Source organism: Ruegeria sp. CF5 (assembly GCF_056537325.1).
This window is the reverse complement of sequence record NZ_JBQFRI010000001.1, coordinates 422,849-441,706: the sequence shown is the minus strand read 5'-3', so window position 1 is coordinate 441,706 and position 18,858 is coordinate 422,849. Positions and strand designations below refer to the sequence as shown.

Genomic DNA, 18,858 nt, shown 5'->3' with positions numbered 1-18,858 from the left:
TAATGTGTTTGTTTAAACAAGCCTTCGGCGTTCACCACTCACAGTTTTATCCAAAGACACCAAGATTCTACCGGAATGCCGCTTGGCTGCCAGCTATCGATTCCGATAGTTCTGAGGATCGATCAGTCCCAGTTGCATCGCACGGACCAGTGCGGATTCACGGGTCGGGGCGCGAAGTTTATCGCGCGCGTTTTTCAGATGCGTGCGTACCGTGACCTCGGACAAACCCAATAATTCTGCAATCCTGTCATTCCGGTGGCCAAGCGCCAGCAGGTTCATGACCTGCAATTCACGGGGCGTCATGTCCGGTATGGTCGGAGCGATGCTGATAATATCGTAGACGCGGCCATGATTGCTGGGGATATCTGAGCCCAGATTGGTGGCCAGCACAGTGGCCAGAACGCGCATTTCTCGCTGTCGCTCTGTCATCATAAGCTGGGCGTCTTGTTGATCCGAAGACAGCACCACCAGCTTGGCCTCATTGTCAGGGCAAGGCACCACCAGAGAATAGAGGTGAATATAGCCGGCCTTTTCAAGGTCGTGATTCAAGGCCAGCGCCTTGTCCGAATGGCCATCCGCCGATCTCAGGCTTGCGGCCTGTACGTAAAGGCTCTCCTTCCCGTTCTGAACCTGCGCCAGCATGGGGTCCGCTTCTGCATAACCTTCGCTGTCATAACGATTCAGCCAGCCTTTGGACATTGAGCTGCGCACCCAATGGATCGCTCCGGTCTCGGGCGTGAAGCAAAGCATGTTCAGGGCATTGAAACCAATCTCGGCCAGCCGGTCTAATGTGAACTCCCAACGCTCCTGGTCGTCGTGACGCAGGGAAAGCTCTTCGAGAAGATCGAGCGTGAACAGGCTGAGAGCATTCATTGAAACTCCGAAAATAGTGTCGCACCCGGTGGGTAGCGATTTACTCTGCCCGACCATGCGCTATCATCCCTGTATCAGACAAGGAGCTTTGTCATGCCCAAACTGATCCGCCTTTACATCACGCAAGTTGTTTGGGGATTTGTGATCTCTGCAATCTTTGTCGGGGTGCTGCTGGCGCTGAACGTGGCCAATTTGCGCAGTTTGATCACCGGATCGGACATTGGTCTGATTGCGCTGCTTATGATCTGGTTCATGAACGGCATCGTTTTCGCCGGGGTCCAGTTTGCCTATGCGATAATGAGCATGGCCGAAAAGCCGGGCGGCCCGCGTCGTGGTTCGCCCGTAGTGCACAGCTTTGAACCTGCCGTGATCCGTCAGGACGCACCATCGGCGAAGTAATTAGAATTCAATGAAAAATGTGGCGGGACCACCAGTCAACCGTGCGGTGTGATTCCCGAGGACCTGTATGTACAGGTGGGCGCCAGGTAATCAGACCAGGATCTGAACAGAGCCAGCCCCCTCGGAATTGCTTAAGGCCACCAGAATGCTACCAGTCACAAGAAGGGCAGAACCCGCCACGCGCCTAAGTAGGGCGCGAATGCGCATTGCACAAGGGGTCATGCAGCCACAGTTTCGTGCAAGGCCGTGCGCAACTTGCCAAAATGCTCGTCCCAGCCCTTGTCCAGCGACAGGATCAAACCAAAAGCGTCCGCTGATTGCGGTAGACCTTCGTGTTGCAGGGCAAGTCTGGTGCCGCCGGAAACAGGTTCAAGCGTCCATTTGACGACGCTGACCACATCACCCATCGGCTTAACCGTGAACGTGTATTCCAAGTAATTTGGCGGGTTGGCGACGCGGACTTCGCCCCAGATCAACAGATCACCGCTGGTTGTCCCGAACATCTCCAGCTTGTTGCCTTCGGTCAATGGGCGCTCGGGCTTGTGGAACCACTCGGCCAGCCGGTCGGGGTCTGTCAGATAGGCCCAGACAGTTTCAGGCGTTGCGCGCAGGAAAATGGTCTTTTGCAAAACGGTGGGGGTCATTCCTCAATCCTTTCAATGGCTTCCTTTAGTCTGGCAAGGCGATCATCCCAGAACTCGTCGAAATAGTTGAACCAGTCGATCACGGGTTTCATTCCGGCGGGATTCAGGCGGTTGATACGTTCGCGCCCGCGTGGCTCAACTGTGATCAGGCCGCCGTCAGACAAAACTGTTAGGTGCTTTTTGACGGCCGCCCGTGTCATGTCGAAGCGGTCGGTCAGCTGTGAAATGGTCATATCGTTTGACGCCAGCAACTGAACGATTTCTCGCCGGGTTGGATCAGCCAGTGCACGAAACGCATTCTGAGTGTTCATTGCCACCTCACATACGATACCAAACGGTATCATATTAATGAGATACCATATGGTATCATGTCAAGATTGTATTTGCTTGCATTTTGTTCATGAATTGTTCACCCTTGGAGTATGATGTTGGACTTGCAACCCGGACAAAAGCTTGCGCGTGGTGTATCGCGCCACTTGATCGGCCATGGCTTTGTTTCGATTGAGGAATTTGTTCCGATGCGCGGCTTGCGCGTGGATGTAATGGGCTTGGGACCAAAGGGTGAGCTTTGGGTTGTCGAGTGCAAATCCAGTCTGGCCGACTTTCAATCCGATGCGAAATGGCAAGGCTATCTGGAGTGGTGTGACCGATTCTTCTGGGCGGTTGGCACTGACTTCCCCACAGACATCCTGCCAGCGGAAACCGGCCTGATCATTGCCGATGCCTATGATGCCGAAATCATTCGGATGGCACCTGAGGCCAAGGTAGCGCCGGCGCGCAGAAAAAAGATGATTCAGAAATTTGCAATGGATGCCGCCAGGCGATTGAACACACTTCGCGACCCCAGGCTGTGAGCGTCAGCCCTTGACGCTTCGGGCCGCTTGAGCAGCAGCGCGAATTTCCTCTGCGATTTCCTCGGCTTCTTCGGGGGTGAAATCCATAGGAATCTCAAGGCCGCCCGCCTCGATGAACAAGCGCACCATGCCCCGATCGGTCGGACCGATCTGAAGATTCGCTTCGATGTCGCGCTCGGTATTGATGCTCATGTCGGCCTCCGGGAATGAGCATTTGTGCTAGCCTGCAACGGATTGAGAATCAAGCGGACTTTGCGGCGGCCATGGATGACATCGTAATCAGAGAATTCTGCTCGGCTGACGCGCCTTGGTTGGTTGAACGTCATGGTCAGCTTTATGCCCGTGACGAAGGGTTTGATGGCACCTTCGCAACATTGGTTGCCGAAATCCTGAATGATTTCAATTCCAACCACGATCCTCAGCGGGAACGGGGGTGGATCGCCGAAAGTTCAGGTCAGAGACTGGGCAGCATTTTTTGCGTGTCCCAAGATGAGCAGACTGCCAAATTGCGACTTTTTCTTCTTGTTCCCGAAGCTCGGGGGCAGGGGCTTGGCAAACGCCTGTTGGCAACCTGCATGAGCTTTGCGCGGCAAACGGGATATCGCGAAATGGTTCTGTGGACTCATGAAAGTCACAGAGCTGCCTGTGGTCTGTATCGGTCCACCGGATGGGAATTAATCGGCAGTAAGCCTGTGCATTCCTTTGGTGTCGATCTGGTCGAACAAAGCTGGAGAATTCAGCTTTAATCCTCTTGCATTCCGCGTATGTGTTCGGTAAATCGCCCCTCACGAGTGCCGCCTTAGCTCAGTTGGTTAGAGCGCTGGATTGTGGATCCAGAGGTCCCCTGTTCAAGCCAGGGAGGCGGTACCATAAAGCCTTCATCCACCAGAAATTGACAGTGACCACCTTGGTTGCCAGTCGCCGCACTCGAATGGCGCCGATTCTATGGTTCCTCCGACAGGACGTTCAGTACGCAATGAGCGCCTTCAATCGTTTGAAACCGAAGGGTCGAAGGGTGTTCCCCCAGAATTCTATGCAGATTGCGAAGGTTTGCGTCACCATGCGAACCCCGGCGATGGTAGCTGTCCAATATCAGGTTCCCACCGGGTGATACCCGCGTCAAAACCTTTCTGAACGCCGCCTCAGTTGCCGGATCGGCCATGGCTCCTGAAAGGAAAGCGACATCCAAACTGTGTTTTGGAAACACCTTCATTACGTTCCGTGGTATCCCCCGAATAAGCGACAGCCGCCCGCTTTCAATTTCGTTTGAAAAAAGCGCCACATATTCCAGAAAAGCAACATCCTCGGCGATCAGGCTCGCATCGGGATTGCGGCGATTGATGGCAATGGAGTGATGCGTGGATTTGTAACCCCATGGCGAGATTACATACAGCTTTTCAGGTTTTTTCAGTTCAAGTATCTCTTTGGCGACCTGAGGGTTCTCCGCGTTCAGAAGTGCCCAGGTTTTATTCCGCTTTCCAATTGATTGTATTGCACGTTTGCGCATTTGCTGGCGCTTTGGGCGGTCTTGAAACCCCGTGGAAGGAATGTCTTTCAGATCACTTTCACTGATCGGCCGCAAATTCTCTGGGGCTTCTTCGGGCGACTGGCCGTGTGCCGAGAAACTCACCCCCAACGAGTCAAGATTTGCAAACCACGGCAGGCGATTGTGTTTCCGATAATGATGAACATGTGCCTGCCGCATGGCCAAAAGCTGGCGGCTATACGACTCCAGATTAAAAGCCTTACGACTGTTGTTCTGGCGTACAAACTTCAGTGTTGGGCATATGACGCCATCTTCACCAATTAGCCAAGTTTCGGGGGTTTCATAGTCGGAATACCTGTCCATGAAGGCCCGCGCCGCATCGGTCTGAATGACTTCGTCTATTTTTGTCTTATGATACTGATAGGCCGTGGCATGCAGCTCTTTCAGTTCCGGATCGCTTATCAGTTCATTAAATTTGATTCTGACACGTCCCGAAAAACGCTGAATTGACAGGTCTTCGACATTGTTCCAGCAGTGAAGCCGCCAATACTCGGCACCGGACGCCTCCATCTTTTTGTGAAACGTGGTTGTATTCACGTCTCCGCGTATACGTTTCATCAGGAAAGACTGTAAGGACCGCACTGCATAATGGTTGATCCTTGCAAGATCATTTCCAAATCCAACCCCGACGTTGTCACCATTCCAGCCGAGGTAGGCAAACGGTTTGGTCATGTCGTCGCCATCGCCATCAACCCATTTCAGTTTCTTGAACTGCCCTTTGTCGAGCTTCTTGGGTCGGTGCGTAGACAACTGAGAAAAAGGAACGTCTCCGCGGTACAGGGTTTTGAAGGCCCGGCATGTTGCGGGCCATTGTTGATAGGGGTGCGCCGAACGGGTGAATTGTTCGGTGACGAATTGATCATTGAAATCCACCACTCCGCCGTGCCCAAACAGTTGCCAGTTGAATGAGAACATATTGGCTTCGGGTACCGCCTGAAACAAAGCATCCAGAGTTCCGTCGCCAACTTTGATATTCAGAAATTCGTCGGCATCACAGACGAATATCCATTCAGCTTCAGCCAGTTTTGGATGGGCCATCGCTTTGTCATAGGCCCCACTCTGAGGGCCTTTTTCCCACGGTCCCGGGTTTCTGATATGTGATACCAGTCCCAGTTCCTGCAACCGTTCTGCGATCTGATCGGTGCCGTCGGAACAATCGTTGGTACAAATGATAAAGTGGTCAAAACCGATTGAAAGATGATAGGCCACCCATTCCAGAAGGAACGGGCCTTCGTCTTTCATGGTTGTCACGATAAGTCGCAAGGAAAATCCAATGATTATCTGCCGATTGATGTAGTCAGTGCACTCGGCCGCCTGAGTGGCGTGCCTAGGGCGTCACTTCATCCAGAGGTTCGATTTTTTCAATTGCGATCTGTGCACCTGCAACGGTTCTGATCCGCATCCGGTCAGGATATTGCCCCAAAAACTCGTTGATCGCCCGAATGACACCATCTCCCCACCAGCCGCGGCGATGGTAGTCGTCGAATGCCATGATGCCGCCGGTTTTCATCTTGGGGAAAAGGGCCTTGAGATCTGCACAAACACCTTCATAGGAATGGTCGCCGTCCACATACGCGAAATCGATGCTTTCCGCTTCGAACCCTTCAAGTGCAGTTCCCGAGAATTCCCGGATGAGTTCGACCCGGCCAGCCGAAATTTCCTTGCCAAAGCGCTTTTTCACCTTGTTGAAAATCCGCTCCATTTTTGTGTCTTCGGTCCGTCCCGCAAACGCCTCGGAATGGCTGGAGTCGGTAACATTTGCCCATGGGTCTATGAGAAACAGTTTCTCGGGTTCCAGAGCTTTCAGAATTTGTTCTGAAAAGTCGCCGTGCCAGACACCGATTTCAATGGCGACCCCTCCCTTTGGCAGACGCGAAAGAAAGACCTCGCGCACCTGATCTTTGGACAGGCGCCGCTTTTTGGTCGATTTCTGGGCTGACGCTGTTTTTCCGGATGCTTTTGGTTGCTTGCGGTTTTCTTTGGCCGTTTCTGCTGTCATTGCCTGTCTCTGCTCTTTCATGTCCAGCCGATCTAGCGGCATTCCGCTCTGCTTGTCAAAATAGAAGCCATGTGCTTCTCCGATTGATGCCCGGGAATTTGGTGCGTTACGTTGTGTTTTCCGTTGCTTGATCGACGGCACCATTTGCTTCAGAAAGAGTGATTGAAACGCCGGTTGTGCGATAGAACGCCCCGACACCGCGGGGCGGGCACAGGTACTTAAGGATTGATATTTCACATATGCCCAAGCTCTTCATAACTACGGGGTCTCGTCAGAATCCCTATTTGGGGATGATCTACAGTGCCTTCGATGGCTATGAACAACGTGTATTTCCATTGAGTAAATTCCATGGGGGCGAAAGTCCGTCGGCTGAAAAAGGTGACATTTTCTGGATCCACTGGGAGGATCGGCAGTTCGGTGACCGCAGGGATGAGCCGCAACATGCGGACAGATTGAAATCGGTGGAATCCGGTCTTTTGAAGCTGAAGGAAAAGGGCGTTCGCATCGTTTGGACCGCTCATAATTTTTACCCGCACAATTCCGCACGCAACATGGATTTGATTGATCAGGTGCGTCGGATGTTGATGACGGTTTCGGATGTCGTGCATGTCCACACGCCGTATGCGAAACAATTGCTGGCCGAGAACTACGATATTCCAGCTGAGAAGTTTCTTGTTGTGGCTCACCCTAGCTACTTTGGCTTCTATGAAGTCGAAGAGGTGACGCGCAGGCGCAGGGATATCCTGCCGGATCGCAAGAACCGAGCTTTTGTCCACATTGGCAGGGTCCAGGAAAACAGAGGAGGGCAATTGCTGTGGGCCGGTTTGGCGGCACTAGGCAAACGCAGAAACGATTGGGAACTGGAAATTGCAGGTAAGATTACCCGCAGCGAAAAGCGAGGTTCACAACGCATTCGCGAGATGGAGAACGTGACGTTTCACGACCAGTATCTACCCAATGATGAATTTGTCCGAGTTGTCGGTTCGTGCCACGTCTGCGTTGCGCCCTTTGATCGGCTGCTGACGTCCGGTTCGGTCAAAATGGCGCTGACGATGGGATTGCCTGTTGTAGGACCGGACGTAATAGCGCTGCGCCAACATCTTCCCGAACCGCTTCATGCCTATCTTCACACGCCCAAGAACAAGCGATCACTGATGTTTCGGATGAGAGACATGCTGGATTTGAGCGATTCCGAATTGTTGAGCCTCAGACAGCAGGGGCAGGATTTTGCGTGGGATATCCGCCCAGAGGTTCAAAGCGCGGCACTGCTGCAGGGTGTCGGCGGATAATGGTGGAAATCTTGGGTGCTGAGGCGGAAATTATCTCTGATACCGTCGAACGTTTTTGATTTGAAGGTGAGGCGTAATATTTTGATGTCGCGCCAGTGTGCTTCGGGCTCAATTTCGATAAAAATGCGGGAGGAAGGTGCTGAAAATGAAGATTCCCAAAGGTGATTTTTGCAATGCAGCGTTTGACTCCCAAGAAGTCACGCAGCCTACCACTCTGTTGGTAATTTTCAGTACGCCAAGAAGTGGAAGCACCTTTGCCAGCGATCTGATCCGCAGAACCGGTGTCTGCGTTCCTCACGAGTATTTCCAGTCTCATCAATACCGCCCCGCGCTGGCGGCACGCTGGGGGGTCGATAATGAAGACAACGCCGCATACGTTCAGGCACTCATCAAGCACAGGACCGGCCCCACGGGGATGCTGGGGGTGAACGTTCATGCCGGTCATCTGCCGGATTGGCGCGGCGCCAAACCTTACTGGCCCGCCAGTGTCACCGAGTTCCGGTATGCGCGCATCGGCAGAAAGGACAGAGTTTCGCAGGCGGTGTCATATTATGTCGCAAAAATGAACGGGGTCTGGAGTTCTGCCTTCGGCGAAGGGGAGGAAGTCTCGTATGACTTTGACGAAATTCGCAAAGCACACGTGAGGCTTGATCAGATGGAGCAACGGTTGAACCGTTTTTTACGTGTTGCGTCAATTAGCTGCGAGAAGTTCTTTTACGAGGACGTTGTCAAAGATCCCTTTTTGATGCTCGACCACTTTGGAATCTCCGAAGCCCCGACCAGAGACTGGTCGATGGTGAAGAAACAATCAAGCACATGGAAAAAAGAGCTGGTCCAGCGTTACAGGGAGCAACTGGACCAGCAGGACAGTCAGGGGGGGTGACCCGCTTTATTGGGTTGCCCACAATCCAGAATGCGGTTTGAAAACTCCGCTCACTCTGCCGTCTGCAGCTCTTTTTCCAACGGGGCGGATTGGGGGTTGATCTCCAGATCTCTCAGGGCCGAATGGATGAAGCCCCCTTCCTGTATGCCCAACTGTGGCAGGCGCCAGCGCAACCTCCGACCCCACAGGTGTACCGTTCGTGTATCTTCGGTCAGGAAATCGGGTTGAGGGTTCGACGATCTGAGCAGATCATCCAGCCGTTTAAAGCTTACCGGATAGTACACTTCGGCTGCTTCGGAATACTGGATTTCCCCGGTCGAGGTCAGGAAATGCGTCAGCGCGGGCGGGCCAAAGATATCATGCCGCTGATCGCTTGCGTGTTTCCACTGACCAGCAGCCTTCAATGTTCGGGCTTCGGCCTGTTTCTCGGCGCTCTCCCACGGAGCAATCGGATAGGGGTCCGAGACATAGTTCAGGTAACGCCGCAGCGCCTGACTGTCCGCGGGCAATCCCAACAACGCATTGCAGACAGAGGTTTTTGATTCGAACCCATGTACATGACCTGAGTTTCTCTGGACCGGGTTCAGGCAGTACACATCGGCATCGGCCCAAACCATCCCGGTCTGTTCAATTAGCTTCAGCCGGAAAATATCCGATTGCACAACCGGGGTCCCGAACCGGCTCAACAGGATCTCTTTGGGGTCGTGAACCTCGCGGGCGTCTACTACATTGACGTCTTCGGGGACATTAGCGACATCGCCATAGGTGAACAGTGTTACGGAATGGCCTTGCCTGACAAACGACAGCAGGCACATCTGTTCGACGAAGCTCAGCCTTTCACCAATCCACAGCGATCCGATGTCGGGAAGGGTATCGCCGTCCTGAGGGCGCAGAACTTGTTCCAAAGGCATCGCCGCACGAGGGGCAATGCCGGGCCGTTCCTTTGGCGGGGCCTCTTCCGTTTTACGGGTTGCACATTTTCCTTTTAATTCAACGTATTCCGGTTGCTGGATAAGTTCGGACACCATCGATTTGTGCCAGTTGAACCCTTTCTTGTGCAACCTGGCCAGCGTCGCGTCCGCGTAGTATTCCTCCAGCTTTTCCTCAACCTCGGGCAGATATCGATGAATGGTTTCGTCCTGTTCACCGCCGCGGTTCCAGCGATCCCAGTAATCGGTGCCCAACACATGTGACATATGATTTGCCCGGCCACGGTGGCGTTTCAGCAAATAGGCTTCGATCGACCGGACCGCATAGTGATTAAGCTGCGCGACGTCGTACCCAAAGGGTGGCTGGACATGTCCGCCCATCGGATTGTGACTTTTGCGGGCACCACCGGGAACCGACCAGACAAGGTCATTCTGGAATTCAGGCCGCAGGACCGGGCCATGCAGACCGATCCGTTGAAATTTCTCGTTGGGTTTGAACAGCGTCTTGACGAACCTGCGTGTTGCACCGCCCGAAACAGGCGGCAACTCAGCATCGGTGAACTGTTTCATGACCAAGGTGTTGCGCAGAATGCTTTTGCCGTTGTTCGAAAACAGCTTCCAGGGAACGCTGATTGCGTCAACCTCGCTGCCCGTTGCCTGGATCAGGTCGTCGATTTTGTGATTTCCGACGTGGATGTTCAGAAATTCGTCAATATCGCAGACAAAAACCCAGTCGGCCTTTTTGACCGTATCCAACCTGCGCGCCTGACGCAGAGCTGACCGGTGAACACCACCAGGGCCGACTTTGTTAATTTGAAACGTGACTTGCCCCAACTCCTGAAGGCGGGTCAGGATTCGATTGGTGCCGTCAGTGCAGTCGTTTGTGAAGACAACGATGTCGTCAAATCCAAGGACCTTGTAGAACGCGACCCATTCAAGAATGTAGGGGGCTTCGTTCTTGAATGTCGTGATTACAACCTTGTGTCCGCTCATCTTGTTCCGCCTCGTGACGTTGCCGCCGGGATTGATGGTTTTCCGCCGAAGCAAAGCCCATCCGCGATTTTCGGACAACCTTCCTTGCTTCGGGGACTTGTTTCAAGTCCGCGTTTTGCAGATTCTGCCCAGCTGGGTGTTCCTTGCCAGACACGCACCGGTCTTTGTATCTTAAATTCGTCTTACAGTGGAAATTGCTTGCAAATCGTTATTCGACTGCAACTTCTTGCCTGAGTTTCCCGGTTGTTTTGTCGAAAATCAGGATGCGCTGATCGTCGGTCACGACCGCGTACCAGTTGTTTCCGATGGTCACGGCCTGTGCTCTAGCCCCATCCGGCAATTCGACCTGATCCGGCAACGTCGGAGTTCGGTCCGATAGCCGGATGACAATCAGCGCGAATGTGACTAGAACGCCGCCAATCATCACCGCGGTCAACAGCATGACCATGCGCCTGAGCAGCCTGAGCTGTGGCGTTTCCTGCGGTTCTTGCGGTTCGGAAGGGACAGTCATGAGCACTCGCCGGATAGAGTTTGTTATTGCGGCTGCGCCGCCGCCACGCCTTGATAAGGCGCTTTCGCGGGATGTGCCAGACGAGGCGAAACTGTCGCGGACACGTTTGGCCCGGCTGATAGAAAGCGGCACTGTTTCGGTGAACGGCGTCCTGACCACTGACCCAAAGGCTAAGGTGCCGGAAGGGGCGTTGGTCACCATCGATGTGGAAGACGCCGAAGACAGCCACATCGGGCCTGAAGATATTCCGCTAGACGTTGTATTCGAGGACACCGACCTGATTGTGGTCAACAAACCGGCGGGGATGGTTGTACATCCTGCGCCGGGCTCCCCCAGTGGCACTCTGGTGAACGCTTTGTTGCACCATTGCGGGAAGGACCTGTCGGGCGTCGGAGGGGTAAAGCGCCCCGGCATCGTGCACAGGATCGACAAGGATACCAGCGGTCTTTTGGTTGTCGCCAAGTCGGATGCGGCGCATCAGGGACTGGCAGCTCAGTTTGAAGCTCATAGCGTTGAACGTTACTACCGCGCCATCTGTTATGGCGTGCCGGATGCAAACGATCCACGCCTGCGCGGCATCAAGGGTGTCAGTTTCGAGCCCGGCAATATCCTGCGCCTGACAACCCAGCTGGCGCGGCACAAGACGGACCGACAAAGGCAGGCCGTGCTGTTTCATGGCGGCCGCCATGCAGTGACGCGTGCTCGTGTTATCGAAACCTTTGGATCCGCAGGTGTTCTGGCGATGATCGAATGCTGGCTCGAAACCGGGCGAACGCATCAAATCCGCGTTCATATGGCCCATGCGGGTCACGGTCTGGTTGGCGACCCTGTTTATGGAAACAAACGCAAGCTACCGGCAAAAGCGATCGATGAAGGTGCGGCGCAAGCAGTCCGTGTATTTGAACGGCAGGCCCTTCACGCAACGGTGCTGGGCTTTGAGCATCCTGTTACAGGAAAAAATCTGCGGTTCGAGGCGCCCTTGCCGGATGACATGCAAGGCCTTATCTCGCAATTGCGCGGGAAGTGAAATGAACCGCAAAAAGGCGTGATTAACGCATTCTTACCTTTCCTTAATCAAAGCTTAATCCCAAACTGTTACCGCTCCCTCTTGAAAGACAGGATTGGTGACCCATATCCTATGTTAAAGAAGTAAACATTTACTGAAGGGACATGATACATGGCAAATTATGCAAATCTCCCCGCGCCAACGCCCGAAGGTGGATTGAACCGTTACATGCAGGAGATTCGCAAATTTCCCCTGCTTGAGCCGGAAGAAGAATACATGCTGGCCAAGCGTTGGGTTGAAGAGCAAGACACTGAAGCTGCGCACAAAATGGTGACGTCGCATTTGCGCCTCGCGGCCAAGATCGCGATGGGGTACCGCGGCTATGGCCTGCCGCAGGCTGAGGTGATTTCCGAAGCCAACGTAGGCCTGATGCAGGCGGTCAAAAAGTTTGACCCGGAAAAAGGGTTTCGTCTGGCGACCTATGCAATGTGGTGGATTCGCGCCTCGATTCAGGAATACGTCCTGAGATCGTGGTCGATGGTCAAGCTGGGGACGACCTCGGCGCAGAAGAAGCTGTTTTTTAACCTGCGCAAGGCCAAAGCCCGCATCGGCGCGCTGGAAGAGGGTGACCTTCGCCCAGAGAACGTTGCCCAGATCGCCAATGATCTCGGCGTGTCCGAAGATGACGTGATCAGCATGAACCGCCGTATGTCCGGCGGCGATGCGTCGCTGAACGCCACAGTCGGTTCCGAAGGCGAAGGAACCATGCAGTGGCAGGATTGGCTGGAGGACGAGGACGCCGATCAGGCAGGCGACTATGAAGCGCGAGACGAGCTTGAAGCGCGGCGCGAGTTGCTGACAGCAGCACTGGACGTCCTGAATGATCGTGAAAAGGACATTCTGACCCAGCGCCGCCTGATGGATCAGCCCGTCACGCTCGAGGAATTGAGCACGCAATACAATGTCAGCCGCGAGCGTATTCGTCAGATCGAAGTGCGCGCCTTTGAAAAGCTGCAAAAGAAAATGCGTGAACTGGCACGTGAGAAGGGAATGCTTGCATCGGCATAACACTGCTGCAAGAGCCTAAAAAAACCCCACGAGGAACGTCCTCGTGGGGTTTTCTTTTACCTCTGGGCTGCCGCGGCCTAGTTCAGCCGCTCACTCAGTACCCGGACCATGTTTTCCCCCATGACCTTGCGAATTTGGGCCTCTGTCAGACCTTCATCCATCAACGCAGACGTCAATGCAGCAAGTTCCGACGTGTCAAAAGCGGTTTCGACCGAGCCATCGTAATCCGACCCCAGTGAAACGTGATCTTCCCCAACCGTGGCTACGGCGGTCTTGATCATTTTCGCGATCCCTGCAGGCGTGATATCCCCGCATGTGACATCGGCCCAGTACCCCATTCCGATTACCCCACCGGTTGCGGCGATATCCTTCATCAGATCATCCGGATAGTTCCGTTTGACCGGGCAGTGACCGTGCAGGCCACCATGGCTGACAATCAGTGGCATATCCGTCATTTCCAGCACTTCACGGGCAACCTGCGGACTGGAATGGGCCAGATCTACGACGACAGGGCGCTGTTCCAGTTCAGCAACGACTTGACGGCCAAAATCCGTCAGCCCGGAATTGGCCAAGCCATGCAGCGACCCACCCAATTCATTGTCAAAGAAATGATGCAGGCCAAAAACCCTGTGCCCTGACTCAAAAATCGGGTCCAAATTGGCCAGATCGCCCTCCAGCGGATGCGCGCCTTCGATGCCCAAAATACCGCCAACGACGTTTTCGCCTCGGGCGCGCGCCTCAAGTACCGCGTCCAAATCAGCCTTGGATTTGATGATTTTCAATTGCCCGTCCGAGGCAGCCTCGAACTTGTGCAGTTTCTGCGCCTGATAGATCGCACGCTCGCGCAAACTGTCCCAGGTGCGCAATGGCCACAACTGTCCGATCGCCAACAAGGTGATATTGTCGAAGGCCTCGGCCGAGTTGTTGTCGTAGTTCTGGCCAGCAGGCGATTTTGTAACGGCCGTAAAGACCTGCAAAGCGACGTTGCCCTCAAGCAGACGCGGAATATCCACCTGGCCCCGGTCACCGTGTTGCGTCAGATCGCGGCTCCATAGCAGTGGATCGGCGTGCAAGTCGCCAACGATCAGGGTTTCATGCAATGCTGCTGCCTCTTCCGAAACCGGGTAGGGGTCATGGTCGATAACGTTGTTGCGGGTGTCTTCGATGTAAGGTGGTAGAAAGACGAAAAAGACGACAGCCCCAATGATCAGGGCAATGACCGCCAAGCCCAAAATCCACTTCAAAATCCTGCGCATATTGAACCTCTCCAAATATTGGGTTCAGACTACGCAGGCTCACGACAGAGAAAAGCCTGACTTGACGTCGTTTAGTTGGTACAGGTTGAATCACTTCTGAAAACGCGCGCATTTCCGGGCGAAACATGCTTGGCACAGTTCGCATTCATCACCTTTGTCTGGAGAAGATTATGCAGGAACCGGTTCGTTGGGGCATTCTGGGTGCTGCAAAGTTCGCACGGCAATTCATGGGACCGGCCATTCATGGTGCCAACGGGGCAAAATTGGCGGGTCTTGCGACATCAGATGCCTCAAAAGCACTACAGTTTCAGGAATTTTGCCCGGACCTGCAGGTCTTTGAAAGCTACGACCGGATGCTGGCCGCGCCAAATATCGATGCGGTTTATATTCCTTTGCCGAACCACCTCCATGTTGAATGGAGCCTGAAGGCCATGAATGCAGGCAAACATGTCCTGTGCGAAAAACCGATGACCCTGAAAGCCAAGGAGTTCGATCAGCTTATCGCAAAACGGGATGAAACCGGGTTGCTGGCCGCCGAGGCCTATATGATCGTGCATCATCCGCAGTGGCAACTGGTCCGCAAGCTGATTGCGGATGGGGCCATAGGCAAACTGGTTCACGTCACCGGCGCGTTCAGCTTTGACAACCGCGCCGACACAACAAACATACGCAACAAGGCGGAAACCGGCGGCGGCGGGCTACGGGATATCGGTGTCTATGTCATCGGCGCGACCCGTTTTGCCACGGGGCAGGAGCCTGATACCGTCTCTGCCGCAATCCGGTGGGAAAACGGAATCGATGCATTTACCGAAATAAGAGCCGCCTTTCCGGGATTTACCTATTCCAGCTACGTGTCGATGAGGATGCACCCGCATCAAGAGATGGTCTTTCACGGTGAGGGTGGCGTGATCCGGCTGACTGCGCCGTTCAATGCGCGGGTATTCGGTGAAGCAAGGGTTGAGCTGCACCGCCCCGGGTTGGAGGTCCTGGTTACGCGGTTCCCGGGCGACGATCACTATAAGCTTCAGGTCGAGGCATTCTGTCGATCCATACGCGAAGGTGTTGCTTATTCCTGTCCGCTGGAGTTTTCGCGCGGCACACAGGACATGATCGACCGGGTTTTTGATAGCGCAGTGGCGTTATAAGCATCCCGCCCGCCAACTTGCCAACTGGAAACAGCGTCGTCTAATCTGTCCGGACACTGAATTGCAGAGGGTTTGTCATGGCAGGTGGTTGGGCACGTGACGGCGCGGTCAGCGAACAGATCGAGGCATCGATCAATGATGAGCTTGCCCGGATGCAGGCAAAAAAGCGACCTGTGGGTGAAAGCTTGACGCATTGCGCGGATTGCGACGAGCCCATTCCCGAGGCGCGGCGTGTCGCTATTCCGGGGGTCAAACTGTGCATCGAATGCCAGCAGGAAATGGACAGCGCCTTCAAACCCCGTGCCGGATTCAATAGGCGCGGATCGAAGGACAGCCAACTGAAATAACAGCGGCGCGCGACAACTGATTTTGGTCGCAGCGACATAAGCTGCCAAATTGATTGGAGTTGTTTGTGAAGGCAAAGCCTGCCCCTTCAGTTTCGTTTCTGAACAACGGATTGGCGTTGGGGTTTCTTGCGGCTTTTTTCTGGGGAACGCACAGCGTCATCGTTCGTTATCTAACGGGTGATCTGGGCGGTCTACAAATCGCTTCGACAAGACTTTTCATCGCTGCGGCAGCTATTTACGGGTTATTGCGCGTGCTCGATGCGAAGGTCCGGATTGATTTCAAAAACTGGAACTTTCGGCTGGCGGTCATCTCGACCGTCGTGAACTACATCCTGTTTCACATTGGCTTGGAACACACGGGTGCAGCCAGCGCGATGGTCCTTGAAAACACCGCTCCGTTTTTTGTTCTGGCCTTCCTCTATTTCTTCGCGGACGGCACCGTTGGCCGTAAAGAGGTGATTGCGACCCTTTTGGCGATCATCGGGGTGTTCCTGACCGTCTATCGCGACTTTGAGGGTGGCGGTGATCCTGTGATCGGAGATTTGATGGAAATTGGGGCCGGGCTAAGTTGGGCAGTGTTCCTGGTTTCCAGCAGCCGCGCGATGCAATCGTCGACCAATACGGCCGAACGGCTCAACTTCCTGTTTGGGATTTTCCTGTGTGCAGGGGTAATTCTGGCACCGCTATCTCTGTTCGGAGCGGATGTTCCAACTGCCAAAGATCTGTTGTTTCTGGTCCTGCTTGGCGTGTTTCCGACAGCGATTGCATATTACCTTTGGTACGAGGCCGCGGCCAAAGTCTCGACCGTTTCCGCGTCGTTGATGTTCGCGATGTCGGTTGTGTTCACGTTTGTGAATTCGGCCATTTTTCTGGGTACACCCATTACGTTACTGGCCATTGTTGGTGCGGTGCTGATCGTCGGCGCGGTAATACTGGCGACGAAATCGGACACCAAGGAAACGGAATAGCCTGGTCAGTGACGGGTCCTACGACGCCGCCACCGCCGGTACAGATTGACATCCATCGCTGCAACCATGATGCCCAGCGGGATCATCCAAAAGCCCAGAACAGGCAGAAAACCAAAAATCCCGCCGACAATCAGCAGCATTCCGACGACGATGCGCAGCCCTCGGGGAACATTGCGGCGAATACGGGCAAGGGCAGGGCGCAGGTGCGTCTTTAACACGTCCCAGCGCCCTCTGAGGCCGCTCAATCCTCCATCGCCTCCAGTTCGTCGATGAAGCCTGAAATCATGCTCAGGCCCTTGTCCCAGAATTTGGGATCGCTTGCATCAAGCCCGAATGGCGCCAGAAGTTCCTTGTGGTGTTTGGAACCGCCCGCTTTCAGCATGTCGAAGTACTTGTCCTCGAAACCTTCCGCGCCGCTGGCATAGACCGAATACAGCGCATTCACCAAGCCATCGCCAAAGGCGTAGGCGTAGACGTAGAAGGGCGAATGCACGAAGTGGGGGATATAAGCCCAGAATGTTTCGTACCCATCCATGAATTCGAACGCCGGGCCAAGGCTTTCTGCCTGGACGCTCATCCACAGCGCGTTGATGTCATCTGGGGTCAATTCGCCTTCGCGTCGTGCGGCATGCAGCTTGCATTCAAAGTCGTAAAACGCGATCTGGCGGACGACGGTATTGATCATGTCCTCGACCTTACCCGCCAGCAGAACCTTGCGCTGTTCCGGTGTCTCGGCCTGATCCAGCATCTTGCGGAAGGTCAACATCTCACCAAAGACCGACGCCGTTTCGGCCAACGTCAACGGGGTAGAGGACAACATCTCACCCTGATCCGCTGCCAGAACCTGATGCACGCCGTGTCCCAGCTCATGCGCCAGCGTCATCACGTCACGCGGTTTGCCCAGATAGTTGAGCATCACATAGGGGTGCACTTCGGTAACGGTCGGGTGCGCAAACGCGCCGGGCGCTTTGCCGGGTTTCACTGCCGCATCAATCCAGCCTTTTGAGAAAAACGGCTCCGCGATTTCGCCCATGCGGGGGTCGAAGGCGTTGTAGGCATCCATGACCATCTGTTCGGCTTCGGCCCAGTTCACGATGCGCGTGTCCTCCATCGGAAGGGGGGCGTTGCGGTCCCAGACCTGCATTTTGTCAAGGCCAAGCCACTTGCGCTTTAGCTCATAGTACCGGTGGCTCAGCTTGGGATAAGCGGCAACCACCGCCTCGCGCAGCGCTTCGACCACTTCCGGTTCCACATCGTTGGACAGGTGGCGGCCGGTTTGTGCCGTTGGCATGTTGCGCCAGCGGTCAACAATCTCTTTCTCTTTTGCCTGCGTATTATGAACGCGCGCAAAGGTCTTGATATTGCTTTGGAAAACCTGCGCCAGTTCACGCGCTGCAGCTTCGCGTTTGTCCCGGTTCTTCTCGGTCAGAAAGTTCAGCGTGCCTTCGATGTTCAACTCTTCGCCATCGACGGTAAAGGTCAGCCCGGCGATGGTTTCATCAAACAGCCGTTCCCACGCATCGCCAACGACGCCCAGATCGTGCAGGAATTTTTCCAGCTCATCTGACAACTGATATGGTTTCATCGCGCGAATGCGGCGGAACACGGGTTCATACCGTGCAAGATCAGCGTTTTCAGCGAAGCGCGCTTTCAAAGTGTCATCTTCGATGCGGTTGATTTCCAGCGTGAAAAACACCAGAGGCGTCGTGAAAACGGTGATTTGTTCCTGCATGTCCGACAGGAATTTGGCGCGGTCGGCATCTGTGGTCAGTTGATAATACCGCAAGCCTGCAAAAGACATGATGCGGCCCGCGATCGTGTTGATCTTTTCGTTTCGCTGGACGCAGTCCAACAGCTCGGTCGCGCTCAGATCAGCCAGCTTACCTTCGTAGTCGGCGGCGAAGGCCGCGCATTCGGTTTCCAGCCATTCCAGATCGCGCGTCAGTTCCGGTGCCTCTTCGGATGTATAGAGGTCCGTCAGGTCCCATTCCGGCAGATTGCCCAGATTGTCGGAACCGCCCGCTGCGTTGGCATCACGAACGGGAAATGGAAGGTCGAGCATGGAACACCTCAAGAAACTGCGTTTGCCAACATCTAGGTGCAGGCCAAGGGGATCACAAGCAGCGACGCAGGCTAACTGGGTTCAAA

Annotated in this window: 21 protein-coding genes and 1 tRNA gene; 11 read left to right on the top strand and 11 right to left on the bottom strand. The window is 54.4% G+C overall.

Annotated features, from left to right (window positions below):
* Positions 1 to 93 precede the first annotated feature (93 nt).
* Positions 94 to 873: a helix-turn-helix transcriptional regulator gene (locus ACR0NW_RS02080; RefSeq protein ID WP_480449107.1), complete on the bottom strand. Its 780-nt coding sequence runs from the start codon at positions 871 to 873 to the stop codon at positions 94 to 96.
* A gap of 93 nt (positions 874 to 966) precedes the next feature.
* On the opposite strand from ACR0NW_RS02080, the gene ACR0NW_RS02075 reads away from it, so the two are divergent.
* Complete coding sequence (locus ACR0NW_RS02075) at positions 967 to 1,272, top strand: hypothetical protein (protein WP_170650487.1); 306 nt, start codon at positions 967 to 969, stop codon at positions 1,270 to 1,272.
* A gap of 218 nt (positions 1,273 to 1,490) precedes the next feature.
* Here the strand turns inward: ACR0NW_RS02075 and ACR0NW_RS02070 are convergent, their stop codons facing one another.
* Together ACR0NW_RS02070 and ACR0NW_RS02065 are read right to left on the bottom strand one after the other, a co-directional pair.
* Positions 1,491 to 1,916 (bottom strand): SRPBCC family protein, encoded by a 426-nt coding sequence (locus ACR0NW_RS02070; protein ID WP_480449108.1) that lies wholly within the window; start codon positions 1,914 to 1,916, stop codon positions 1,491 to 1,493.
* Complete coding sequence (locus tag ACR0NW_RS02065) at positions 1,913 to 2,227, bottom strand: ArsR/SmtB family transcription factor (protein WP_480449109.1); 315 nt, start codon at positions 2,225 to 2,227, stop codon at positions 1,913 to 1,915. Before ACR0NW_RS02065 ends, ACR0NW_RS02070 begins: the two co-directional genes overlap by 4 nt.
* A gap of 111 nt (positions 2,228 to 2,338) precedes the next feature.
* On the opposite strand from ACR0NW_RS02065, the gene ACR0NW_RS02060 reads away from it, so the two are divergent.
* On the top strand, positions 2,339 to 2,770 hold the full coding sequence (locus ACR0NW_RS02060; RefSeq protein ID WP_480449110.1) for an MmcB family DNA repair protein: 432 nt from the start codon (positions 2,339 to 2,341) through the stop codon (positions 2,768 to 2,770).
* A 3-nt stretch (positions 2,771 to 2,773) separates the two neighbouring features.
* Here ACR0NW_RS02060 and ACR0NW_RS02055 read toward each other — a convergent pair whose 3' ends face one another.
* Complete coding sequence (locus ACR0NW_RS02055; RefSeq protein ID WP_480449111.1) at positions 2,774 to 2,962, bottom strand: DUF6324 family protein; 189 nt, start codon at positions 2,960 to 2,962, stop codon at positions 2,774 to 2,776.
* Positions 2,963 to 3,033: 71 nt separating this feature from the next.
* On the opposite strand from ACR0NW_RS02055, the gene ACR0NW_RS02050 reads away from it, so the two are divergent.
* Both ACR0NW_RS02050 and ACR0NW_RS02045 read left to right on the top strand, forming a co-directional pair.
* The gene (locus ACR0NW_RS02050; RefSeq protein WP_480449112.1) at positions 3,034 to 3,516 is read left to right on the top strand and encodes a GNAT family N-acetyltransferase; all 483 of its coding nucleotides are present in this window, start codon (positions 3,034 to 3,036) and stop codon (positions 3,514 to 3,516) included.
* A gap of 47 nt (positions 3,517 to 3,563) precedes the next feature.
* A tRNA-His gene (locus ACR0NW_RS02045) sits at positions 3,564 to 3,640 on the top strand.
* Between the two features lie 73 nt (positions 3,641 to 3,713).
* Here the strand turns inward: ACR0NW_RS02045 and ACR0NW_RS02040 are convergent.
* Together ACR0NW_RS02040 and ACR0NW_RS02035 are read right to left on the bottom strand one after the other, a co-directional pair.
* A complete protein-coding gene (locus tag ACR0NW_RS02040) occupies positions 3,714 to 5,558 on the bottom strand; it encodes a glycosyltransferase family 2 protein (RefSeq protein WP_480449607.1) in 1,845 nt (614 codons plus the stop codon).
* Positions 5,559 to 5,643: 85 nt separating this feature from the next.
* Positions 5,644 to 6,336 carry a class I SAM-dependent methyltransferase gene (locus ACR0NW_RS02035; protein ID WP_480791515.1) on the bottom strand — a complete coding sequence of 231 codons (693 nt, stop codon included), beginning with the start codon at positions 6,334 to 6,336 and terminating at the stop codon, positions 5,644 to 5,646.
* Positions 6,337 to 6,554: 218 nt separating this feature from the next.
* Between ACR0NW_RS02035 and ACR0NW_RS02030 the strand changes: the two genes are divergently transcribed.
* Together ACR0NW_RS02030 and ACR0NW_RS02025 are read left to right on the top strand one after the other, a co-directional pair.
* On the top strand, positions 6,555 to 7,604 hold the full coding sequence (locus ACR0NW_RS02030; RefSeq protein ID WP_480449113.1) for a glycosyltransferase: 1,050 nt from the start codon (positions 6,555 to 6,557) through the stop codon (positions 7,602 to 7,604).
* A 145-nt stretch (positions 7,605 to 7,749) separates the two neighbouring features.
* Positions 7,750 to 8,487: a Stf0 family sulfotransferase gene (locus ACR0NW_RS02025; RefSeq protein ID WP_480449114.1), complete on the top strand. Its 738-nt coding sequence runs from the start codon at positions 7,750 to 7,752 to the stop codon at positions 8,485 to 8,487.
* Positions 8,488 to 8,537: 50 nt separating this feature from the next.
* Here the strand turns inward: ACR0NW_RS02025 and ACR0NW_RS02020 are convergent, their stop codons facing one another.
* Both ACR0NW_RS02020 and ACR0NW_RS02015 read right to left on the bottom strand, forming a co-directional pair.
* Positions 8,538 to 10,409, bottom strand: coding sequence for a glycosyltransferase family 2 protein (locus tag ACR0NW_RS02020; RefSeq protein ID WP_480449115.1), 1,872 nt, complete (start codon positions 10,407 to 10,409; stop codon positions 8,538 to 8,540).
* 208 nt (positions 10,410 to 10,617) lie between these two features.
* The gene (locus ACR0NW_RS02015) at positions 10,618 to 10,920 is read right to left on the bottom strand and encodes a DUF6476 family protein (RefSeq protein WP_480449116.1); all 303 of its coding nucleotides are present in this window, start codon (positions 10,918 to 10,920) and stop codon (positions 10,618 to 10,620) included.
* On the opposite strand from ACR0NW_RS02015, the gene ACR0NW_RS02010 reads away from it, so the two are divergent.
* On the top strand, positions 10,919 to 11,947 hold the full coding sequence (locus tag ACR0NW_RS02010; protein ID WP_480449117.1) for an RluA family pseudouridine synthase: 1,029 nt from the start codon (positions 10,919 to 10,921) through the stop codon (positions 11,945 to 11,947). The two genes, ACR0NW_RS02015 and ACR0NW_RS02010, sit on opposite strands and share 2 nt — an antisense overlap.
* Before the next feature lie 150 nt (positions 11,948 to 12,097).
* The gene (rpoH, locus tag ACR0NW_RS02005) at positions 12,098 to 12,994 is read left to right on the top strand and encodes an RNA polymerase sigma factor RpoH (protein ID WP_170650463.1); all 897 of its coding nucleotides are present in this window, start codon (positions 12,098 to 12,100) and stop codon (positions 12,992 to 12,994) included.
* A gap of 77 nt (positions 12,995 to 13,071) precedes the next feature.
* Here rpoH and ACR0NW_RS02000 read toward each other — a convergent pair whose 3' ends face one another.
* Complete coding sequence (locus ACR0NW_RS02000) at positions 13,072 to 14,250, bottom strand: dipeptidase (RefSeq protein ID WP_480449118.1); 1,179 nt, start codon at positions 14,248 to 14,250, stop codon at positions 13,072 to 13,074.
* A gap of 170 nt (positions 14,251 to 14,420) precedes the next feature.
* Here ACR0NW_RS02000 and ACR0NW_RS01995 point away from each other — a divergent pair, with 170 nt between their 5' ends.
* The 3 genes from ACR0NW_RS01995 to ACR0NW_RS01985 all read left to right on the top strand — a co-directional run bounded on the left by ACR0NW_RS01995 (position 14,421) and on the right by ACR0NW_RS01985 (position 16,710).
* Complete coding sequence (locus tag ACR0NW_RS01995; RefSeq protein WP_480449120.1) at positions 14,421 to 15,395, top strand: Gfo/Idh/MocA family protein; 975 nt, start codon at positions 14,421 to 14,423, stop codon at positions 15,393 to 15,395.
* A 77-nt stretch (positions 15,396 to 15,472) separates the two neighbouring features.
* A complete protein-coding gene (locus tag ACR0NW_RS01990; RefSeq protein WP_170650457.1) occupies positions 15,473 to 15,742 on the top strand; it encodes a DksA/TraR family C4-type zinc finger protein in 270 nt (89 codons plus the stop codon).
* A gap of 65 nt (positions 15,743 to 15,807) precedes the next feature.
* Positions 15,808 to 16,710: a DMT family transporter gene (locus ACR0NW_RS01985; protein WP_480449121.1), complete on the top strand. Its 903-nt coding sequence runs from the start codon at positions 15,808 to 15,810 to the stop codon at positions 16,708 to 16,710.
* Between the two features lie 5 nt (positions 16,711 to 16,715).
* On the opposite strand, the gene ACR0NW_RS01980 is transcribed toward ACR0NW_RS01985, so the two are convergent.
* Together ACR0NW_RS01980 and ACR0NW_RS01975 are read right to left on the bottom strand one after the other, a co-directional pair.
* Positions 16,716 to 16,955 (bottom strand): hypothetical protein, encoded by a 240-nt coding sequence (locus ACR0NW_RS01980; protein ID WP_480449122.1) that lies wholly within the window; start codon positions 16,953 to 16,955, stop codon positions 16,716 to 16,718.
* Complete coding sequence (locus tag ACR0NW_RS01975) at positions 16,952 to 18,772, bottom strand: M3 family oligoendopeptidase (protein ID WP_480449123.1); 1,821 nt, start codon at positions 18,770 to 18,772, stop codon at positions 16,952 to 16,954. Before ACR0NW_RS01975 ends, ACR0NW_RS01980 begins: the two co-directional genes overlap by 4 nt.
* Between the last annotated feature and the right edge of the window lie 86 nt (positions 18,773 to 18,858).

Excerpts from the sequence above, each read along its gene's own strand:
- ACR0NW_RS02080 (WP_480449107.1), bottom strand. The coding sequence starts at position 873 with ATGAATGCTCTCAGCCTGTTCACGCTCGATCTTCTCGAAGAGCTTTCC.
- ACR0NW_RS02075 (WP_170650487.1), top strand. The coding sequence starts at position 967 with ATGCCCAAACTGATCCGCCTTTACATCACGCAAGTTGTTTGGGGATTT.
- ACR0NW_RS02070 (WP_480449108.1), bottom strand. The coding sequence starts at position 1,916 with ATGACCCCCACCGTTTTGCAAAAGACCATTTTCCTGCGCGCAACGCCT.
- ACR0NW_RS02065 (WP_480449109.1), bottom strand. The coding sequence starts at position 2,227 with ATGAACACTCAGAATGCGTTTCGTGCACTGGCTGATCCAACCCGGCGA.
- ACR0NW_RS02060 (WP_480449110.1), top strand. The coding sequence starts at position 2,339 with ATGATGTTGGACTTGCAACCCGGACAAAAGCTTGCGCGTGGTGTATCG.
- ACR0NW_RS02055 (WP_480449111.1), bottom strand. The coding sequence starts at position 2,962 with ATGAGCATCAATACCGAGCGCGACATCGAAGCGAATCTTCAGATCGGT.
- ACR0NW_RS02050 (WP_480449112.1), top strand. The coding sequence starts at position 3,034 with ATGGATGACATCGTAATCAGAGAATTCTGCTCGGCTGACGCGCCTTGG.
- ACR0NW_RS02040 (WP_480449607.1), bottom strand. The coding sequence starts at position 5,558 with ATGAAAGACGAAGGCCCGTTCCTTCTGGAATGGGTGGCCTATCATCTT.
- ACR0NW_RS02035 (WP_480791515.1), bottom strand. The coding sequence starts at position 6,336 with ATGAAAGAGCAGAGACAGGCAATGACAGCAGAAACGGCCAAAGAAAAC.
- ACR0NW_RS02030 (WP_480449113.1), top strand. The coding sequence starts at position 6,555 with ATGCCCAAGCTCTTCATAACTACGGGGTCTCGTCAGAATCCCTATTTG.
- ACR0NW_RS02025 (WP_480449114.1), top strand. The coding sequence starts at position 7,750 with ATGAAGATTCCCAAAGGTGATTTTTGCAATGCAGCGTTTGACTCCCAA.
- ACR0NW_RS02020 (WP_480449115.1), bottom strand. The coding sequence starts at position 10,409 with ATGAGCGGACACAAGGTTGTAATCACGACATTCAAGAACGAAGCCCCC.
- ACR0NW_RS02010 (WP_480449117.1), top strand. The coding sequence starts at position 10,919 with ATGAGCACTCGCCGGATAGAGTTTGTTATTGCGGCTGCGCCGCCGCCA.
- ACR0NW_RS02015 (WP_480449116.1), bottom strand. The coding sequence starts at position 10,920 with ATGACTGTCCCTTCCGAACCGCAAGAACCGCAGGAAACGCCACAGCTC.
- rpoH (WP_170650463.1), top strand. The coding sequence starts at position 12,098 with ATGGCAAATTATGCAAATCTCCCCGCGCCAACGCCCGAAGGTGGATTG.
- ACR0NW_RS02000 (WP_480449118.1), bottom strand. The coding sequence starts at position 14,250 with ATGCGCAGGATTTTGAAGTGGATTTTGGGCTTGGCGGTCATTGCCCTG.
- ACR0NW_RS01995 (WP_480449120.1), top strand. The coding sequence starts at position 14,421 with ATGCAGGAACCGGTTCGTTGGGGCATTCTGGGTGCTGCAAAGTTCGCA.
- ACR0NW_RS01990 (WP_170650457.1), top strand. The coding sequence starts at position 15,473 with ATGGCAGGTGGTTGGGCACGTGACGGCGCGGTCAGCGAACAGATCGAG.
- ACR0NW_RS01975 (WP_480449123.1), bottom strand. The coding sequence starts at position 18,772 with ATGCTCGACCTTCCATTTCCCGTTCGTGATGCCAACGCAGCGGGCGGT.